Origin of the sequence: Paenibacillus sp. cl123 (genome assembly GCF_900101595.1) — a bacterium.
Lineage (GTDB): Bacteria > Bacillota > Bacilli > Paenibacillales > NBRC-103111 > Paenibacillus_G.
In genome coordinates, this window is the sequence record NZ_FMYY01000029.1 from 59138 (window position 1) to 77657 (window position 18520).

Here is an 18520-nt window from a genome sequence, read left to right on the forward strand (position 1 = left end):
ACTCCTGACTCACCCGTTGCTCCGGTTACTCCTGTTGCTCCAGTCACACCCGTTGCTCCAGTAGCTCCAGTTACTCCTGTTGCTCCCGTAGCTCCAGTTACTCCTGTCGCGCCAGTAGCGCCTGTCGCCCCTGTCGCGCCAGTTGCTCCCGTGGCGCCGGTTGCTCCCGCATCGCCGGTAGCCCCCGTGGCGCCTGTCGCTCCCGTTGCCCCGGTAGCGCCAACGTCGCCAGTAGCACCTGTCGCGCCGGTAGCACCCACATCGCCTACCGCTCCTGTGGCTCCTGTGGCTCCCTTCTCGCCCTGACTGCCGGATGGTCCCGTAGCTCCTGCGGGGCCCGTTGCGCCTGCAGGACCTGTTGCTCCGGCAGGACCTGTCGCGCCAGCTGCTCCTGTTGCTCCGGCAAGCCCGGTAGCACCCTTCAGATCCTCAAGATTTTTGATCAATTGATCCGGCACGATCAGCGATTCGGTCACTTGGACCATCGCTGCTCTGCCTCCCGTATGTATGACCGATACCGGCTGACCGATTTTGACAGCCGAACGGTCCAGCGGCTCATTGGACTCTTTGCCGTATATGACGCCATCCGGACTCCAATCAAAGGTCTGCGTCTTGCCGTCCAGCAGCAGAGAGAAGCCGCTTTCAGACACCGCCGTCACCACGCCGTACGCAACGCTTTGCTCCAGTGCCGGACGTTTGTTCACCAGATAAGGAATCGTACGGGTCAATACAGCGGCCATCTCGGCGCGCGTCACCAGATCAAGCGGCTTAAATGTTCCTTGATCCGTCCCTTGTACAATCTCCAGTCGGGAAGCAACATTGACGTATCCGCGCATATTCGCAGAGATGCTTCTGTCATCGAGGAATGCAGATTCTGACGCGGACAGCTCGGCCGCCGCAACCTGACGTTCGATGGCCCTGACAACCAGTTGCGTCACCCACTCGCGCTTGGCGAAGGTTTGCCCCCACATCGTGCTGCCCTCGGATACCAGCTCGAAGCTGTCGATCAGCCCAAGCCTTAGCCCCAGGCTCACATATTGCCGCGCCCACTCGTCTACAGGCAGGGAGGCCATACTCTCATCCAGGCCTGGCTCCTCGCCCATTAGCCGGATCGTCATCATCACAGCTTCCTGTTTCGTCACGTTATCCTGCGGGTTGAATGCCGTAGAGCTTTTTCCTTCAATTACATCAAGCAATGTCATCTGGGTAATATGACGCTGCGCCCAAGGTACCGTTTTGATATCCTCAAAGAATACTTGCGCCGCCTGAGCTGCCTGAGCGGACATATTGAAGAGCATAACCGCCCCCATACCCGACATCAGTAAACGTTGCTTTGGAGTTTTTTTCGACATTTGCTGGTCTCCTCATCCCAATTCATAAGTTTAAACTACTAATTCAATTCGTCATGCTTTCCCCCAAAAAAACGGGAACCAATCTTGGTTTATTCTACGATTCGACACCCCCGCCTCGATAATTCTGCCCACTGAGCAACAAAAATTGCAAACCTAATGAACCCATCGTACCATGCTATTCTGGACATTCTCTGGACATATTGACCTACACATGTCCAGAGAATGTCCAGAATTTCGTGATATACTGAATCAAATCGGTCATCACGACATCGTGACACGAGCTTGAGGTGGTTTTATATGGTGAACTATAAAAGATTGGCGATATTTGTATGCACGGTTATTCTGACTCTGGGTCTTATTACCTTTACCACCCCCAATATCTTGAGGGAACTCCGGCTCGGTCTGGATCTAAAGGGAGGCTTTGAGGTGCTTTATGAGGCAAGCCCTCTGCAAGCTGGAGGGATCATCACAACGGAAGCGTTGAAGCAGACGGCCAGAAGCTTGGAGAAACGGATCAATGCGCTCGGAACCAGCGAGCCGGAGATATGGACGGAAGGAACGAATCGGATTCGGATTCGGCTGGCGGGCGTCGAAGACGAAAGCACGGTCCGCGAGCTGTTGAAGAAGCCTGCAGAGCTGACCGTCAAGGGGCCGGATGGAGCTATCGAGCTGTATGGAGATGAATTCAAGGAAGGCGCCGCCCGGGTCGTCTACGATCAGGCCCAGCGTCCGATGATCCGGATCGAGGTGAAGGACAAGCAGAAGCTCAAGGATATTTCCACGCGGCTTCTGAACAAGCCTATCTTCATCTATCTGGATGACGTCCTCCTGACCTCGCCTGTCATCGGCATCGTACTCACCGAGGGCGTCTCGACGATAACGGGCAATTTCCGTCCTGAGACGGCCAAGGAGCTGGCGGACACCATCAATCTCGGTGCGCTCCCGCTCAAATTAACAGAGAAATACACGCAGTCCGTCGGGGCCTCGCTCGGGCAGCTGTCACTTGAGCAGACTGTATTCGCCGGAGTGACCGGCTCCCTCCTGATCCTTCTCTTTATGATAGCTTTGTATAGGATGGCGGGCATTGTAGCGAGCATCACGCTGATCACCTATACCTGGACGCTGCTGCTCGTCACCAATTGGATGCATGCCACCTTGACCCTTCCGGGCATCGCTGCGTTCGTTCTAGGTATCGGCATGGCGGTAGACGCCAATATCATTACTTATGAGCGCTACAAGGAGGAAAGGTCCCGCGGGCTGGACCTGCTTTCCGCCCTGGAGGCAGGCTCCAAGCATTCCTTCCGTACGATCATGGACTCCAACGTGACGACCGCAATTGCGGCGGGCGTTCTATTTTATGTAGGTACAGGAGCCATCCGGGGCTTTGCCGTCACGCTGCTGATCAGCATCCTGCTCAGCATCCTGACCAATATGTACTTCTCACACTGGCTGCTGCGCGTGCTGATGCAAAGCAGGCTGCTGCGCAGAACAGAAGCGTTTGCCGTCGAACGTTACCGGATCTGGTCGTTCCGCCCGGTACAATCCCTGGCAGCGCCGGTCAGAGCTTTCGACTTTGTCAGCAAGCGCAAGCTGTTCTACGCCATTTCTATAGCGGTTACGGTATTAGGAGCGGGCAGCTTGCTTGTACAAGGCTTTAACCTGGGAGTTGATTTCAAAGCCGGCACCACGCTCGACCTGTCGCTGCCGCAGAGCATAACCAAGCAGCAAGCGGAAGCGCTGGCCCTCTCCGCAGGCTTCGAGCCTTCGACCATAACGGTCGGCGGGGACAACGGTAATCGGGTCTCCATGCGCTTCGACAAGATTCTGGACCCGAATACCGGCGAGAGCAGCCGGATCATAGATGCATTCGTCGGCGTCTATGGCCCGGATATAGCCAAGGAAGAAAATACGGTTGATCCCGGCATCGCCCGGGAGCTTGCCCTCAAGGCCATCATCGCGGTGGCCATCGCTAGCATCGGCATTCTTCTATACGTCAGCATCCGCTTCGAATGGCTGTTTGCGCTTGCCGCCATCTTTGCCCTGATGCATGACGCTTTCTTTGTCATCAGCTTTTTCTCGCTGTTCCGGCTGGAGGTCAATCTGACCTTTATCGCCGCCTTGCTCACGATCATCGGCTATTCGATTAACGATACGGTCGTCATCTTCGACCGGATTCGCGAGAATCTGGCCTTGCGCAAGCCTCGCACGGAAGCCGAATACGTCCATGTGGTGAACAGCAGCATCAATCAGACGCTCACACGTTCTATTCATACAGTTATCGCCGTGCTGTTCGCCTCAGCCGCTCTGCTGGTCTGGGGAAGCGAAGCCATCCGGCTGTTCTCGCTGGCTATGACCCTTGGCCTCGCGGCAGGCATGTATTCCTCCATCTATATCGCCAGCCAGCTGTGGCTGACGATGAAGCTGCGCAAGCTCCGGAAGTCGCCGACACCGCCGCCTATACCGGAGGGGCTTGCACCGGGTCCGTCTTGTCCGCTGTAGAAAGGCGGCCCCGCAGCCGGGATACGGCTTTTCAATTCTTTATAGAAGTCTTACGGGAGGCATCTATGCTGACAAGCATCATCATTGTCACCTTCAACAAATTGGACTACACGCGGGCTTGTATCGAGAGCATTCGCCAATATACGCCGCAGGGGACTTACGAGCTGATCGTCGTGGACAATCACTCCGAGGACGACACGCCGCTTTGGCTGCAGGAGCAGCCGGATGTTTACGCTATACTGAACGACTATAACGCCGGCTTTCCTGCGGGATGCAATCAAGGTATCGCCGCCTCTCATGGCGATCATATTCTGCTTCTTAACAATGATACCGTCGTCACCTCCCGTTGGCTGGACAACATGCTGACGGCGCTTCGCAGTTCCTCCGCTATAGGGGCTGTCAGCACGCTTACGAATAATTGCTCCTATTTTCAAGCTATACCCGTGAGCTATACCAGCATGGATCAAATGCAGCAGTTCGCGGACAGCTTCAATCACTCCAATCCTGAGCTGTGGATGGAGCGCCTCAAGCTGGTCGGCTATAATATGCTGATCCGCCGGTCTGTCTTGGAGCAAATCGGCGAGCTGGATGAGCGCTTTACGCCCGGGAACTATGAGGATGACGACCTCTCGCTCCGTATTCGGAAGGCCGGGTATCGTCTGCTGCTGTGCAAGGATACCTTTATTCATCACCATGGCAGCGTCTCCTTTGGCGCAAGGTCGTCTGCTTTTCTGAAGCTGCTGGAGAACAATCGGAAGAAATTCATAGACAAATGGGGCTTCGATCCGACGGACGACGCCATCATCCGCCATGATCTCGTGCATCTGCTGAAGCTGCCGGCCGGCAGTAAGCCTCATGTGCTAGAGGTGGGTTGCGGCTTAGGAGGTACGCTTCTGGAGGTTCGCAATACTTACCCGGACGCCGTGCTTTACGGTATCGAGTCCAAGACGGAAGCCGCTCAGAACGCATCTCTCGTCTGCTCGTCCTTTATCGGGAAAGCCGAGCAGGCGCTGGAGCAGTTGGAACAGCTGGGGGTTAAGCTGGATGCGATTATCTTCCACCGCACATTTCATACGCTAGAGGAGCCTGCGGCTTCCCTGAGCCGCTTCCTGCGCCTGCTTAAACCTGGCGGGGTGATGACAGCCGTCGTGCCCAATCTGCTTCAGCCGTCTATTCTTTATCAATTGCTGGACAACACGATTCGCAGAGAGCAGCTTGTCGGGATGAGTCTAGTCGAAATCCGCGAGCTTGTCCTTGGAGCCGGATTTGCCGAGCCCGACATAACCGGCATCTTCAACTCGGCGGACGAAAATGACCGGAGAGTTATGGAAGCGATAGCTGCCGCCCGCGGCACCTCCGTCCCCGTTAATTACGACATGGCGGATTTCATCGTGCGGGCAGTTCGCCCTATGGAGCGAGGAGCTTAAAACCAGCTTATTTCATTGAACTGTTGGATAAAATCCATCTATGCTTCCTCATCTACGAGGAAAATGATGTGCATGTTCTCCGCTTGCGGTTCATGCCAAGCCAAACCTTCCTGTTCGTGATCTGTGCCAACGACGAACATTTGCTCCGGATAGCCGGATCACTCGACAAGCCGCCGGCCAGACAACAGCAGCAGCAGCCCCGGCCTGAATAGCCGGGGCGTTTAACTGCTGATAACCGAACAATAGGTCAGAAGGATGGTCGCTCGGCACTCCCCGCCCGGCCTACTCCTCGCTAATACGACTCAACGGACCGTGCTTTATCCCGCTTTATCCGCTTCCTTACGCTTCATCCCGCCGCCATCGCGCCTAATTCAGCCTCCAAAGCCCACAAATCGTCCATAATCCGCTGCGACAGCTGCTGGTCCAGCTTTTTCTCCTTCGCGCCGAACAAGTCCAGCTTATCGAGCCCGAACATCACAAGAGAGAGCACGAGTCCGGTCAGAAGGCCGGTGACAATCGGGGCCAGCAGCCCGGCGAACGGGGCGAGCCAGACTTGTGCCGTCAGAAACTTCTCTACAGCCTCCTCTAACAGAATGCCGCCCGACGTGACGAGTATGGTCGCTCCCATCTTCAGACATTGCTGATACACCTCTTCGCGCAGCATATCCTTAGGCGGATTCAGGACAAATCGGATCATCCCGACCAGCGACATGATCCCTTCCTTGATGATCCGCACCAGCCGCTTCATCGTCGTCACGAACTGGTTGATGAGGAAGATCAGCAGCTCGGAAATAAAGCCCGCAATTGCGCCATCGGCGAACTGCTTGAGAACTTCCTTCCACTTGGACAGCATGGCCTGAGCGATTCTCTTGAGCCGGTCAGCCAGCTCCTGCTTTAGCTGCACGGCCTGCTGCCTCTTCTTCCGGAGAAGATCGCGGACCTCCTTGAACACCTCCTGAGCCAGCTCATACAGGATATAACCTAGCATCTTGCGCAGTCCCATCTTGACCGATGTTTTACCGCATTGCACCAGGACCTCGCCTGCTACTTTGCCATACACCATGTTTTTTCGCTTTCGGCTCGCTTCGGCATACAGCGCCCGGGCTTTCTCCTGGTCAACCTCGTAATATTCCGCATTCGTTTTTGTCGGGTCTTTTTTGGAAGGTGACTGCATCCACTCCAGCAGATCTCTGTCGCTTTTCGACTGATTGAGACTGCTGCCGGTCCAAGTGAGATTCTCTTCGCTGTTCACAAATTCCTTGCGTTTCTCCGTGCTGACGAACAGCCTGGCCCAATCATCGCCGTGCAGCTCGCTTGCCGATACGATATGCTCGATATGCGAGCTCCCGTCCCGTTCCAACGGCTTGTTCGTATAGCCGTCGACAAGCGGAGCTTCGTCCTGAAACCTCGCTTTCCGGCTCTTGTTCATTTCGTGCTGGGGAGCGTAGTTGTCACGGTCATACTTGCTCTGATAATCCTTCAGCCGCTCTCCGTCCTTATCATGGGGGATGATGCCCTTGTTAGCATTATGCACGGTCGGAATCGCGCCTCCGTCGAAGGCTCGCAGCATATCCAGCGACAGCCCGAACGGGCCGATCAAGGAGCCGAGAAAGCCGTCCTTCAGCTCTTCGACCAGACGGGTCGCATCCTGCTCCTTCAGCTCCTGCCGCATATCGCGGATCATGGTCACACAGGATTGAATCTCCTGATCGGTCAAAAAATCCGAATATTGCGCCTTTCTCGCTTGTCCCGCTCTGGCGGCGTTAACAAGCTGTTCCCAAGAGGCTGCAGGAGAAGACGCCGCCTTCAGAGGCTTCGTCTCCGTTACAACCTCCCAGCCCAGCTGTCCCTGTTCATGATAGCTCCTAAGCTCCGCATGCGATTGATCAACTCGTGAGCTCAGACGCTCTGTCTGCCGTTTCAGCGTGTCCAGCTCGGCCTGCTGCCGGGCCAGCACGTCAAGCTCTTCCTGAAATTTGGATTCTTCGCTCATGCCGCACCCGCCCCGAACGCTTCGCCCGCCTGCGTCATCATCTCCAGCAGCCTCTCCAAATACTTGATCCGCTCTTCCTTCCGCCGTGCGTCATTCATCGTTTGATTCATGTTGCGCTCCATCTCGTCCTGCTTGCGGACTGCCTCCTGCATCGTTTGCTTTAGCGCTTGAATGAGTTCCGCTTGCTTCTTGATGATTTGTTGCAGCGCCAGCTTCTCCGCGTGATGAAGCTCCTTCTCCAGCTGCTCCCGTTTTTGGCGCTCCTTGATTTTCTTGTACACGTAAATGCCGATCCCGATGGGACCGAGCAGCGGAAGCCCTACCAAGCCTAGCAGGCTTGCGCCTCCGCCCACAATCCCGAGCACGCCAAGCGAGCTTCCCATAGCTGTAGCGACGCCGCCGAACGTAAAGCCGGCTGCGAGAATGGCTCCGCTGAGCTTGGGATTCGTTTGACTCGCCGTTATAATTTTACGGAAGTTCGTATCCAATATGTCGCGCAAGGTCCGATTTTTCTGCTGCAAGGCAAGATCCGCTTCCTCTAAGATCCGGCTGGCTACGGCCAACCTGGCCACACGCTCGTCATAGGCTTGACTCATCGCTGTCTTTCACTCCCTGATTAATGATAGATGCTGTACATGCATACTGTAGCACATAGGGGTGGACATCTAATGTCCACCTGTTACAGAATTCCCGCCGTAATTAACTCTCATAGCCTCGATCGTCCGGATCATCTGCTCGCGGAAGTGCCGCGGCTTCAATACCTCCACATACGGCCCCTGACTAAGCAGCCACATCTGAATGCCCCGGCCGAACACCTCGGCTTCGACGAGATAGGCATCCCCGTCCTGTATAATCCGGGCGTCAGGCAGCTTGTCGACGACCGCCTCTATAGAAGGACCCCAGAAGCGAAAAACGACCTTCAACAGCTCGCCGCTTTGCATAAATTGAATTTTCTGCCGAAATTGTCCCTCCTGAAAGCGTTCCCGCTCCCTAACGCTAAAACGCTTATCCGTTACTTGATAGCTGCGAATCCGGTCCAAACGGTAAATAGCCGGATACGCCTTATCGCTTGAGTGAATATTTGCAATCAAATAAAAGTAAAACTCCGAGAACATAAGCCCTAGCGGCTCAACAGTCCGCTCGACCAAGCCGGACGCCCCCGTCTTCTCATACACCAGCTCGGCGATACGCCGCTCCCTGACAGCCTGATTCAGCTCCCACAGGCTGTCGAATACCGGCCGGTTATGGCTGACGGCCCGATAAAGGAAGCGCTCGTTATTGATTGCATCGGCAAGCCGTTTCTTGTCTCCCTGACCTGCCTGGGCAATCAGCTTGTCCAGAAGCACGTCCAGTTCGTTCTTAGGGAGCGCGCGGCTCTCCAGGATGATTTTGGCGACCACCATAACTTCTCTTGAAGCGAGCTTGAAGAAATGATCGCCCTCGCCCTCCAGCACATATCCTCCCGAGGAGGGCTGATAACGGATGAGGTTACGGCCCTTGGCCTGCGCTGCCTCAGCCAGATAAAGGTTCAGGTCTCTAAGATCCCGCTGAATAGTCTTCGTCGCGACTCCAAACTCTTCGGCTGCGGCCCGCTTGGAAACGCAGGCGCCTTGCAGCAATCTGTCATAAAGCTGAAGCACCCTCATCGTTTTGGGCAGCTCTTCTTCCGATACATGATTAGGTATCCGGACCACCTCATAGCCGTTAATCGATATAGTTCTAAAGACTTATATTTAACATCCATTATCATACGATAGAACTGCAAGAATTGTCGATAGCAGGGAGAGAAACGGCCGAGGACTGGCATGAGAGGATGAAAGGAAGGAGCCGCGGGAAAAGAAAATGCAGGTCGAAACAAAGGGAATGGAGCCGTGCTTGCGCTTATAAGCCCGCACCGAACAACAGCTCCAGCATCTCCATATAGGGGGCGGCCAGCGAAATAAATGGAAGGAAGCCCAGCTCCAGGACGCTTTCGCTTGCCATCCATGCCCGAGTTTTAGAAAGAACATGCTATATCCCTCCAAGTTAAGTTACACATACAATCCATTCAACTAAAATAACATTTTTATCCTGGCATTTTTCCCGCTATTTATCTCCTATGATTTTAGTGATATGTTAATAGAGGATTCGATATACAAATTGTGGATATATAGGAGTGGTTTTCAGTGGCGATATCGGTCATGGCCATTCAAGATTGCTTCGCAAATGAAGGGGAAGGCTCGCGGGTCGTGCCTCCCTTTCACTTCCTGGGCATCGACAACGATGCGCCATTCCGGCTGATGCGGCTGCAGCCCCAAGAGGAGCTGGCTGCGGACCCGGAGCATGGCGTTCGTCACACGACCGCCCGCCATCTGGACAATTGCCGGGAGGCATTGCGTACAGCAAGGTCGGAGCGGGCCGATCTGTTCGTTACGCCCGAATACTGCATCCCGGCCAGCCTGATCGGCGAGCTGCTGACGACGCCTTCGCTGCAGCCCCGTCCGAACACGTTGTGGTGTCTGGGCTGCGAAAGCCTGTCATTAGACGACTTCCATCACCATATGATGCAATGGGGAGATCACGCCATCGTCGGGAAAAGGCCGCTGGAGGGCATGCAGGAGAGCCGTTTCGTCAACTTTCTGCTGTATGTATTTGTAGCCCGGGAAGGCGGCAGGCTGTGCCTCGTCCCCCAGCTCAAGCTGCAGCGGATGAATGATCCGCAATTCGTCTGCGAGGGAGCGGGATTGTCGCTTGGCTCCAAGGTGATTTTGTTCGGCGAGCCGGCGGCCAATCAGCTGTTTTCGGTCTTGTGCGCAGACGCCTTCCATCCGGAGATCAAGGGCGGCAGCCTGTTTCTCCCGAACCGGGAGCAGCGGCACTACATCGTCCTGCATCCTCAGCTAAATCCTGGCCCCCGGCACTCCGATATCTCCGCTCTGCGGAATATGCTGTTCGGCAGCACCGCGGCAAGAGATATGATTTATATTACGTGCAACTGGGCCGCCCGTACGGTTGTCCGGCCTGTAGAGGGACAGCCCCTGGCGATTCACAGCCCCTGGTCCTCCATCTATCGCCGGTTCATCAGTCTCGACGGCCGGCAGAGCTGGAACGAGCAGCTTCGCGAGCCCCGGACTCATAACTTGAGGCGTGGTCTCGGCTTTGGCTTTTTGGCCAAGAAGAAATACAAAGTCTGGTTCGCCGTCAAGTCCGAGCATCTTCAGCTGATCCTGCTGACCAAGCCTTATGACGGAGGAGCTGAGCTGGTCAAGATGCCGGGCGGCGTCCATGCGGAGAAAGCCTTTGTCCCCGCTGCCGGACACCACGGCTGGGAGCTGGCCGAGGAGCTGACTTTTCCGATGGCGCTGCCGGATGTGCTGGAACAGGAGGCGACAGGTCCGTTTGCTTATCCGGTGACAGCCTCCGTGGAAGAGCGGGACAAGTTTTTCGGCTATTGCCTGGGCCATCTGGAGGACGGTCAGCTGACGATCACGGAGCAGGAGCACAGTCACCGGCTCAGCTACCATGTGGACGATCATTGCGAGCAGGAGCGGCGGCGAGCGGCCGGCCATGTTGTCCGGCTCATTCATTGCTTGCGCCGCACGGATTCGCTGCCGAATCAGCTCCGCCGATTTCAAGGACAGTTCCAGCTTCGGCTGGGGAGCAGCATCGCTCCCTTCAACCTGATGCCTGCTTCGGGAAACGAGAAGTCCGGCGCGCTGGTGATCTACGCCGACCAAGCCGATGAGCGGGGCATGAAAGCCATGGTCGACCATATTTACCGCGAACAGCCGCTGTCTCGGCTTTTGCTGGAGGACAACAATATCTGCGTTTTCTCCCACAGCTATAACGGCGATATGATTCATTATCCGGCTGTCTCGGAGCAGTGGAACGTCCCCGTGCGCTCGAGCCATACGACTGAATTTACCGAAGGAGGCCTATCGATCGATGCCGAATTGGATTGAAGCCATCCGCAGCTGCGGACTGACCTTTATCAAGAAGCATACGTTCGGCGAATCCCTGGAACTGTACGAAACGCTCCACAGCTGGCAGGGCATCAAGCTAGGCAAATATTTGATCATCCCCGCCTCCGGGGAGCAGCTGGCGGCCATCGCGGAGAGCTCCGACCAGTTTCGCCGCTTCGAAGAGGAGGTCATCTCTCCCTTCTACTTCCGTCTTAAAGGCGATTGGAGCTGGAATCTGTACATCGTATTCGCCGTGACGGATATGGCCGGGCTGACTGCGGAGAAGCTCTCTCTGATCCAAAGGGGAAAACGGTACGGCAAGAAGCTCGTCATCCCGGAAGGGCAGCTGGCGAGCCATCTGCCGGCGGCCAAAATCCCCGGCGGCTTAGGAGGAACGGCGGCCGGTCATCCGCTGCTGGATTGGCAGAGGCAGCTGGCCGCCGAAGGGCTGCTGTTTTGCCTGGATAACTTCCGGTCGCAGCCGGTCAAGCACTATGTGAGCACGGCAGCCGAGCCGGAGCCGCTGCCTCCGGAGCCGGCAGCGGCCGAGCAGGTCCCCGTACCCAGGCCGGTCGGGCCGATCGCTTCGCTGGAATTCGGCAGCCAGTTCCGGCCGCATGTGCTGGCGGACGTCCCTCCTCTATCATTTGCCCGGGTCAACCTGCTTGCCGGTCCGAACGGGATGGGGAAAACATCCGTGCTGGAGAGCATCGAGCTGGCGTTCACGGGTTCGATTCAGCGCAATGTGCTGGCGGGAGAACGGCAGCAGGCCGCGGAGAGCTGGGACGGGCGCATAACTTTTCAGAAGGACGGCGAAGCTCCCTTCCACGGTCTTCCCCATAACGAGGAGAAGAAGGAGCGGGAGACGACCTATTACAAGCATAGAGTGGGCCCGCGCGCGAACAGCCAGCTGAACAGCGCCTTCCATCAATACAATTATTTTTCCTCGGAGGCCGTCCATCAGTTCTGCTTCGGACAGGCCGGCAAGGTGGACTACCGCGCCGCCTTCGCCCGCGTCATCTTCGGCGAGCAGCTCGAGCGGTATGAGCAATGCTGGAAGCAGCATCTGGAGGAGTTCCAGAGGCTCGGACGCAAGCTGGAAGAGGAACGCGGGGAGCTCGAAACCCGGCTGAGCCAGGTGTATGCCGAAGGCGCACAGGACAGCGAGCTGCTGAAATCCCGGGCGCAAGCCCAGCTGCAGCAGCTTGGCAGGTGGATGCAGCTAAGCCTGTTCAGCTATTATCCGATGCCTGAGAAGACCGCGAGCCTGCCCGATATCGGGGAATGGCTGCAGCATCTTACGCCGCGGCTGCATGAGCTGGACGTGGCCGCCGCTCCGCTCCCATCCGCCAGCTTGCCGGATATCGGGTCGATCGATGACTTGCAGCGGCAGGAAGCGGCCGTCCGGGCCGCTCTGGACGGCCTGCAAGCCCGGATCGCCGAACGGCGGCGGGAGCTGGAGCAGCTTCCGGACAGCGCCGGACTGGAGCAGCGGGTGCAGCAGCTTGAGGGTGCATTTGCCCGCTTGCGTCAGGAGCAGGAGCTATTCGAAAGACTGGTGCTCCGGCTGACGGAGCTGGCCCGCTTGCTTGATCATCGCGACTCCCGGCATATACGCTTGCAGTTGGACGAGCGGCTCCGGACGCTCGAATCGTCCATCCGCAGCCTGGAGGATATCGACAATCTGTACGGACAGCTTGCCGAGCAGCCGGTTGCCGAAGACATGGAGGACAGGGCAGCCACTCAAGCCAGGCTGGATGAGCTGGAGAGCCGGCGGGCGCAGGCCCAGGAAACGCTCCGGCTGGCAACCGCACAAGCCGAGCAGCTCAAGGAGAAAACCGGCAGGCTGCAGAAGCTGTTGTCAGAGCTGAAATCTACCGCCCGCATGGCCCTTCATCTGCATCCGGATCAATCCCATTGCCCGCTATGCGGTCATGATCACGAGACGACTCAACTGCTCCGCGCGGCTATCGACTCCAGTCTGCAGGCCGATGACGCGGAGCTGACCCGGGTGCTGGACGAAGTTGAGCGGTCCCGGCTCGCCCTGGAGGACACCGAAGCCGGCATCCTGCAGCTGCGCCACGAGCTTGCCCGGCTGAGCCGGCTGGACGAAGCGCGCGCCTACCTGCTCAGCCGGCGCGACGTGGAGGAGACGGAGGCGCTGGCGAGCGAAAGCGAAGGCGGCCATCAGGCCGTTCAGCGGGTGCTCACCCTCATCCGGGAACGGCTCGGCCATCAGGCGCAGCTCCGCGAAGACCTGCGCCTGCATGCCCGGGCGCTGGACGAGCGCGGCGTCACGGCTTCCGCCGTGCGGGAGCTGAATACGCTGCTGGCTGACGCCCTGCTCGCCCCCTATCTCGGCGATGACCGTGAGGCGCTGTCCGCCGCACAGCTGCTAATCGCGCTCCAGCGCGCCAGCGAGCGGGTAAGCGCCGACACCGAAGCCGCGCGCAGAGATTATGCGGCCGCTCAGGAAGGTGCTCGGCAAGCCGAAGCAGCCCGGCAAGCCGCTGCCGCCGAGCTGAGCGGGCTGCATGAGCAAGCCCGGCAGCTCGAGCTCCGGCTGCAGGCGATGGACGAGCTGCGGCAAGCCTGCTCCCGGCTGGAAGCCTTGCATGTGAGCTTGCCAGGCAGCCAACCGTGGAGCGAGTGGAAGCTTTATTTCCAAAAGCTGCTGCTCGCGGCGAAAGAGCTTGAACAGACGCTGGAGCCGCTCGTGCTGATCGAGCGCACAGCCCGGGAAGCCGCCGGACTGATGAACCGGCTGACGGAGAAGACCGTCATGCGGGATCGCTGCGCACGGGCGGTGCAGACTTTGGCCGGACTCCGCAGCCTGAGCGACTACGGCGATGACTTCGTCCGCAGCAACTTCGAGGCGATCAGCCGCCTGTTCGTCGCCCTGCACTCGCCAAGCGAGTTCGAAGGACTCGAGTGGACGGCGGACCGGCGGATCGAGGCCAGGCGCAAGGGCACCGGGACCCGGTGCGCGATTTACCAGATGAGCACCGGGCAGCGGACCTCCGTTCTGCTGGCCATCTTCTTCATCATGCATCTCGTGATGGATTCGGCTCCCCAGTTTCTGCTTCTGGATGAGCCGGTGGCCCATTTGGATGAGCTGAATGTGCTCGGGCTGCTCGATTTCCTCAGGCAGCTTACGATTACACGCGGCACGCAGCTGTTCTTCACCACAGCCAATCCGCAGATCGCGACCTTATTCCGGCGCAAATTCAGCTTCCTGGAGGACAATTTCCGCGTCTTCCATCTGCGCCGCGATACAGAGGGGCCGCTCCGCATCCATATCCAGCAGTTCAAGCCTTATCAGGAGAAGGCGATTGCGGTCAACCAATAACTCTGAAGGCGGACGATATCCGATGTTGATGAAGCTGAAAGCATTTTTCTCCCAGCATGCCTGGCGTCACTCTCTGACCATCCGAACCTTTCTCGGCTATTGGCTGGCTGTCTTTGCCGTGATATGGACGTTCACGGAATTTACCGGCTACTTCTTCAGCGCCCAGGGCGAACCGGTCAAGCCGAATGTATGGCTGGTGCTCGCCCTCGGGATCGTGATTGCCGCTTGGATGAGCCGTCCCCGGCTCACGCGCTTCGTCCGCCTGCCGGAGCGGGATATCGAGCTGCAGGTGACGGTTGACGATATGTTCCGGCTGAAGAACGGCTCATGGATTATTCCATCCAACTGCTGCTTCAAGCATGATCATATCGACCGTGACGCGATCATCGTCCAGTTCCGCGACCGTTTCTTCGCGAGTCCCGCCGACTTCGATCTGGCCATCGCGGAGGCGCTCCGGGCTGCTCCATCCAGGCAGGCGGTGGTGAACGGACAGTCTGTCCGCGTCTATCCGGTCGGAACCGTCGCTCAGCTCCCGCTCCCCGGTGCCGAAGGCCGGTACGCCTACCTTGTCGCTTCCGCCGAGCTCAACGAGCATGGGAGAGGCATCCCGCAGCTGGCGGATTTGCAGGCCGCTCTTCCCGCGTTATGGACGCATATCGGAGAGCGGGGCAATACCCGCCCGCTGATCGTCCCGATTCTCGGCAGCGGCCGCCATCGGCTGGCTCATAACAGACTGGAGCTTATCGCGCTGATCGTCCGCTCCTTCCTGAACGCCAGCCGGCACCGCAAGTTCACGGGTCGGCTGATCATCGTGATCCAGCCCGGCGCTTATTTGACCCATACGTACAATCTGGACGATATCGAAGCTTACTTGTCGTGCGCCGGCAAGCTTGGTTTGTAGGCACATCACCACTTGTAAACATCCAACACATCGAAGGAGCATAACAGACAATGGACTTGGAAGGAATTATAAATTTCGGAATGCTGGCAGTCGCCTTTTTCTTATCCGTTTGTTTTACGCTAATGAACATCAGGAAGACGGGCAAGCGTTCCACTTTCATTTGGAAATCGCTGGGTGTGGGCTTCGGTCTATTCGCCTTGGCAGCTGTTATCTCGTTTTTCGTGTATACCGACGCGTTAAATCTGCTTGCCATCTGGGTCCTCTACGCCTTGGCCTATATCATCAGCAGCTTGATTAACCTGGGTGTAATCATCGTCAGAACGCGCTAAGCTTGAGCATGCGGACGGACTATGCGCCGGCAAGCGACGCGGACTCCGAATAAGTCCGGTTTTGCCGGCCGTTCCGTACAAGGCTGAAACCCAGGGCGATCATCCAGAGAAGCCAGAGCGTACTGCCGACCGGAGCCGCCCAACCGACTACGGGGAACCCGGGAATGACCGTGGCGAACAGCTCCGCTTGTCCCAGGAGGTAGATCGCGGAAGTGACGATGCCGAACCAGCCGACGGCAGCATGGACGGGTCGAAACCGGAGTACATGCAGGCAAATGATCAGCGTCCACAGGATCGAGAAAATTTGACCCAGATGCTCTCCGAGCACAACGCCGCCGTATTGATGAATCGCAAGGAATAGGACGGTCACAGCCTCCCGCGACGTGTCCGGATGCTGGGCGAAGTATTCCGAGAGAACCGGCACGACAAAGACCCATCTGAGCAGTCCTGCAATCTGGGTGACCGCCCCCAGGAGCATAAAAACAGTAGCCACTCTGACGTTCTGATGCTCGTCGCCGAGAATCTTTCTTAGAAATACGGCGGCCCAGATCAGCGGCAATCCCGCCAGGGAGAACGCCCACCAGACGAGGACCAGCGTCGTCCCGCCTGCGCGGAACCGGGTAAGGATGTGATCGGCCGGCATCCGTAATATATCGGGGTAGTCGAAGATCATTACCAGCGTCGTGTACGGAATGAAAAGCAGAATAAAGCCTGCAATAAACAACCAGCCTGCATAACGTTGTAAAGCCTGATTCATGGGGCAGCTTCCTTTCCTCTTATGGATCTTATTTGCTTCAAGCATAGGCCAATTCAAATAAATCTCCTATAGCGAAGCATGCAAGAATACTAATAAAACGCGCAAAGAAAACGTACCGCAAAGAGGTGTCAACATCCGATGGCCCGAATGTCCGTATTGCTGGCGCTGCCTGTCGCCCGCGTTCTGTTCAGCCGAGGTCACTCGCCGGAACCGCTGTATCAAGAGCTGGAGCTCCAAGAGGAGCGGATGACCCATCCGGACCACTATATCGAAGCCGGCCAGTTTGACCGTTTTTTGGAACGGGCGGCCCAGCTTTGTCAGGACCCCCATTTCGGCTTGAGGCTGGGATCAGGGTATTCGCTGGACAACCTGGGCCTGATCGGCTACATATTGCTTAATTCGAGCACCCTGAATCAGGCGTTCGCAAACTTCCAGCGATACAACGTTCTGCTGTGCAGCGGGGTCGTCTACGATCTGCAAAAAGTTAACGGCGAAGCCAGGTTCAGCTTCTGGGTAAGCGATCCTTCGCGAAGGCCGACGTACCATCTGATGGAATCCATTCTCGCCTCGGCGTACGTCATCTTTCAAAGGCTGACGGGCGATCGCGCGAAGCTGAAGTCGGTTTCCTTCACCCATGAGCCTTCCCCCGGCATGCAGCCGTATGCCGATCTATTCAGCGTGGAGCCTGCATTTCGGCAGATGGACAATATGCTTGTGTTTGATGCTGATGCACTGGAACTGCCGGTGCTGTACCGCAATGAGCACTTGCTGCAGCTTGTCGAAAATCATGCCATTCAGACGATACGCGCGCTGAAGCTGGAGCAAACCTTCTCGGAGACCGTCAGCCTTGCCATCATCCGAAAGTTCGACGGAACGATTCCCCGCATTCAGGACATTGCCAGGAGCCTCGGATTCAGCGTTCGCTCCATGCAGCTGCAGCTCAGCAAGGATCACACGACTTTTAAGGATCTGGTAGCCGCCATCCGGAAAAACATGGCTGAAAGCTATTTGAAAAACCCCTCCTTCTCGGTCACCGACATCTCGTATGCCCTCGGATTTTCCGACCCGGCCTCCTTCCGTCTTGCTTTTAAGAAATGGACCGGGCAAACGCCCGGAGAATTCCGGAAGCTGCATACCGATAGCGGTAAAGGGTGATAAGCCGATTGTGCGCCGACGAGCGGAGGGCGCAGCCTAGGCGCGGGCTGCTCTGTGAAATCGGCTGCCCGCTCCGCCCGGAAGCGGCAAGTCCCTAGTTCCTTGGATCGCCTCTTTTGGCCCCCCCTGCCTTGGGCCGCCTCTGTCAGCTCTCTCCTCATGAGATCCCGCCCGCTCCGTTTTCGAAGACCTGCCCGTACAAGCGAACAAGCCCCAAGCTCCTGCCATAAAGGCGAGGCCTAGGACTGCATATGGAGTGAGTTATGATTCTAGGTCCCTGCCTGCAAAGCAAATGGGGCTTTATACAGGAAGGGGCGGCGTTAATGCCGCGGAAGCCCGCCGATCGGCAGAGAGGGAAGCATTTTCTGTGCGTTTATTGGATTTTTCGCACAGCTCCCCTATTTTTAACTGCCAGCCGGGTGCCTTTATACGTTTTTTCGCACAACTCCCCTATTTTTAACTGCCAGCCGGGTGCCTTTATACGTTTTTTCTGTGAAAATACGTTAAACAGATGAGTGTGCGATTTTCTGTTTTTAGGCAATACAATGCCCGGGATCTCCATTTCAATGAGTCCATGTTTATCCTGTCTATAAGTTGGTAACAATAATTAACTTGCTCGTTTTTTTGGTCCGCCTTCTAGGTAAGCTTCTTTGTTTTTAAGCATGTTATAGGCAATGACCAGTATGGTTCGTGCAACAGCAATGCAAGCTTTCTTCTTTCCACGCCTTGATGCGATCTTCCAAAATTTCGTGGATAAACCGTTGTTTCTCGTACGAGCGATTGCCCAGGCCGCTTCGCATAATGCTACTTTGGTATG

General features: G+C 56.9%; 12 protein-coding genes and 1 pseudogene. 7 read left to right on the forward strand and 6 right to left on the reverse strand.

Going from position 1 to position 18520, the window contains the following annotated elements:
- A partial coding sequence (locus BLR08_RS32040) for an S-layer homology domain-containing protein (RefSeq protein WP_143014479.1) occupies positions 1 to 1352 on the reverse strand: 1352 nt, incomplete at its 3' end.
- A gap of 297 nt (positions 1353 to 1649) precedes the next feature.
- Here BLR08_RS32040 and BLR08_RS27685 point away from each other — a divergent pair.
- Positions 1650 to 3851, forward strand: a complete 2202-nt coding sequence (locus BLR08_RS27685) for a protein translocase subunit SecDF (RefSeq protein ID WP_072337549.1) — start codon at positions 1650 to 1652, stop codon at positions 3849 to 3851.
- 65 nt (positions 3852 to 3916) lie between these two features.
- On the forward strand, positions 3917 to 5278 hold the full coding sequence (locus tag BLR08_RS27690; RefSeq protein ID WP_072337546.1) for a glycosyltransferase: 1362 nt from the start codon (positions 3917 to 3919) through the stop codon (positions 5276 to 5278).
- A 346-nt stretch (positions 5279 to 5624) separates the two neighbouring features.
- Here BLR08_RS27690 and BLR08_RS27700 read toward each other — a convergent pair whose 3' ends face one another.
- The 3 genes from BLR08_RS27700 to BLR08_RS27710 form a co-directional block, all read right to left on the reverse strand.
- Positions 5625 to 7271, reverse strand: coding sequence for a DUF1524 domain-containing protein (locus BLR08_RS27700; protein WP_072337542.1), 1647 nt, complete (start codon positions 7269 to 7271; stop codon positions 5625 to 5627).
- Positions 7268 to 7867: a hypothetical protein gene (locus tag BLR08_RS27705; RefSeq protein WP_072337540.1), complete on the reverse strand. Its 600-nt coding sequence runs from the start codon at positions 7865 to 7867 to the stop codon at positions 7268 to 7270. The genes BLR08_RS27700 and BLR08_RS27705 overlap by 4 nt, the downstream gene beginning before the upstream one ends.
- A 69-nt stretch (positions 7868 to 7936) precedes the next feature.
- Positions 7937 to 8917, reverse strand: coding sequence for a helix-turn-helix transcriptional regulator (locus BLR08_RS27710; RefSeq protein ID WP_072337538.1), 981 nt, complete (start codon positions 8915 to 8917; stop codon positions 7937 to 7939).
- Between the two features lie 519 nt (positions 8918 to 9436).
- Here BLR08_RS27710 and BLR08_RS27715 point away from each other — a divergent pair.
- Genes BLR08_RS27715 through BLR08_RS27730 form a run of 4 tightly spaced genes read left to right on the forward strand, consistent with a single transcriptional unit; the run spans position 9437 to position 15791 of the window.
- Positions 9437 to 11212, forward strand: coding sequence for a hypothetical protein (locus BLR08_RS27715; protein ID WP_072337536.1), 1776 nt, complete (start codon positions 9437 to 9439; stop codon positions 11210 to 11212).
- Positions 11196 to 14561, forward strand: coding sequence for an SMC family protein (locus tag BLR08_RS27720; protein ID WP_072337534.1), 3366 nt, complete (start codon positions 11196 to 11198; stop codon positions 14559 to 14561). The genes BLR08_RS27715 and BLR08_RS27720 overlap by 17 nt, the downstream gene beginning before the upstream one ends.
- A 22-nt stretch (positions 14562 to 14583) precedes the next feature.
- Positions 14584 to 15462 carry a macro domain-containing protein gene (locus BLR08_RS27725; protein ID WP_072337532.1) on the forward strand — a complete coding sequence of 293 codons (879 nt, stop codon included), beginning with the start codon at positions 14584 to 14586 and terminating at the stop codon, positions 15460 to 15462.
- Between the two features lie 50 nt (positions 15463 to 15512).
- Positions 15513 to 15791 carry a hypothetical protein gene (locus tag BLR08_RS27730; protein ID WP_072337530.1) on the forward strand — a complete coding sequence of 93 codons (279 nt, stop codon included), beginning with the start codon at positions 15513 to 15515 and terminating at the stop codon, positions 15789 to 15791.
- A 19-nt stretch (positions 15792 to 15810) separates the two neighbouring features.
- On the opposite strand, the gene BLR08_RS27735 is transcribed toward BLR08_RS27730, so the two are convergent.
- Positions 15811 to 16548 carry a DUF4386 domain-containing protein gene (locus BLR08_RS27735; RefSeq protein ID WP_072337528.1) on the reverse strand — a complete coding sequence of 246 codons (738 nt, stop codon included), beginning with the start codon at positions 16546 to 16548 and terminating at the stop codon, positions 15811 to 15813.
- Positions 16549 to 16686: 138 nt separating this feature from the next.
- Between BLR08_RS27735 and BLR08_RS27740 the strand changes: the two genes are divergently transcribed.
- Positions 16687 to 17703 (forward strand): AraC family transcriptional regulator, encoded by a 1017-nt coding sequence (locus BLR08_RS27740; protein ID WP_072337526.1) that lies wholly within the window; start codon positions 16687 to 16689, stop codon positions 17701 to 17703.
- A 607-nt stretch (positions 17704 to 18310) separates the two neighbouring features.
- Here the strand turns inward: BLR08_RS27740 and BLR08_RS31505 are convergent.
- Positions 18311 to 18520: pseudogene (locus BLR08_RS31505) on the reverse strand (IS110 family transposase); the annotation flags it as partial.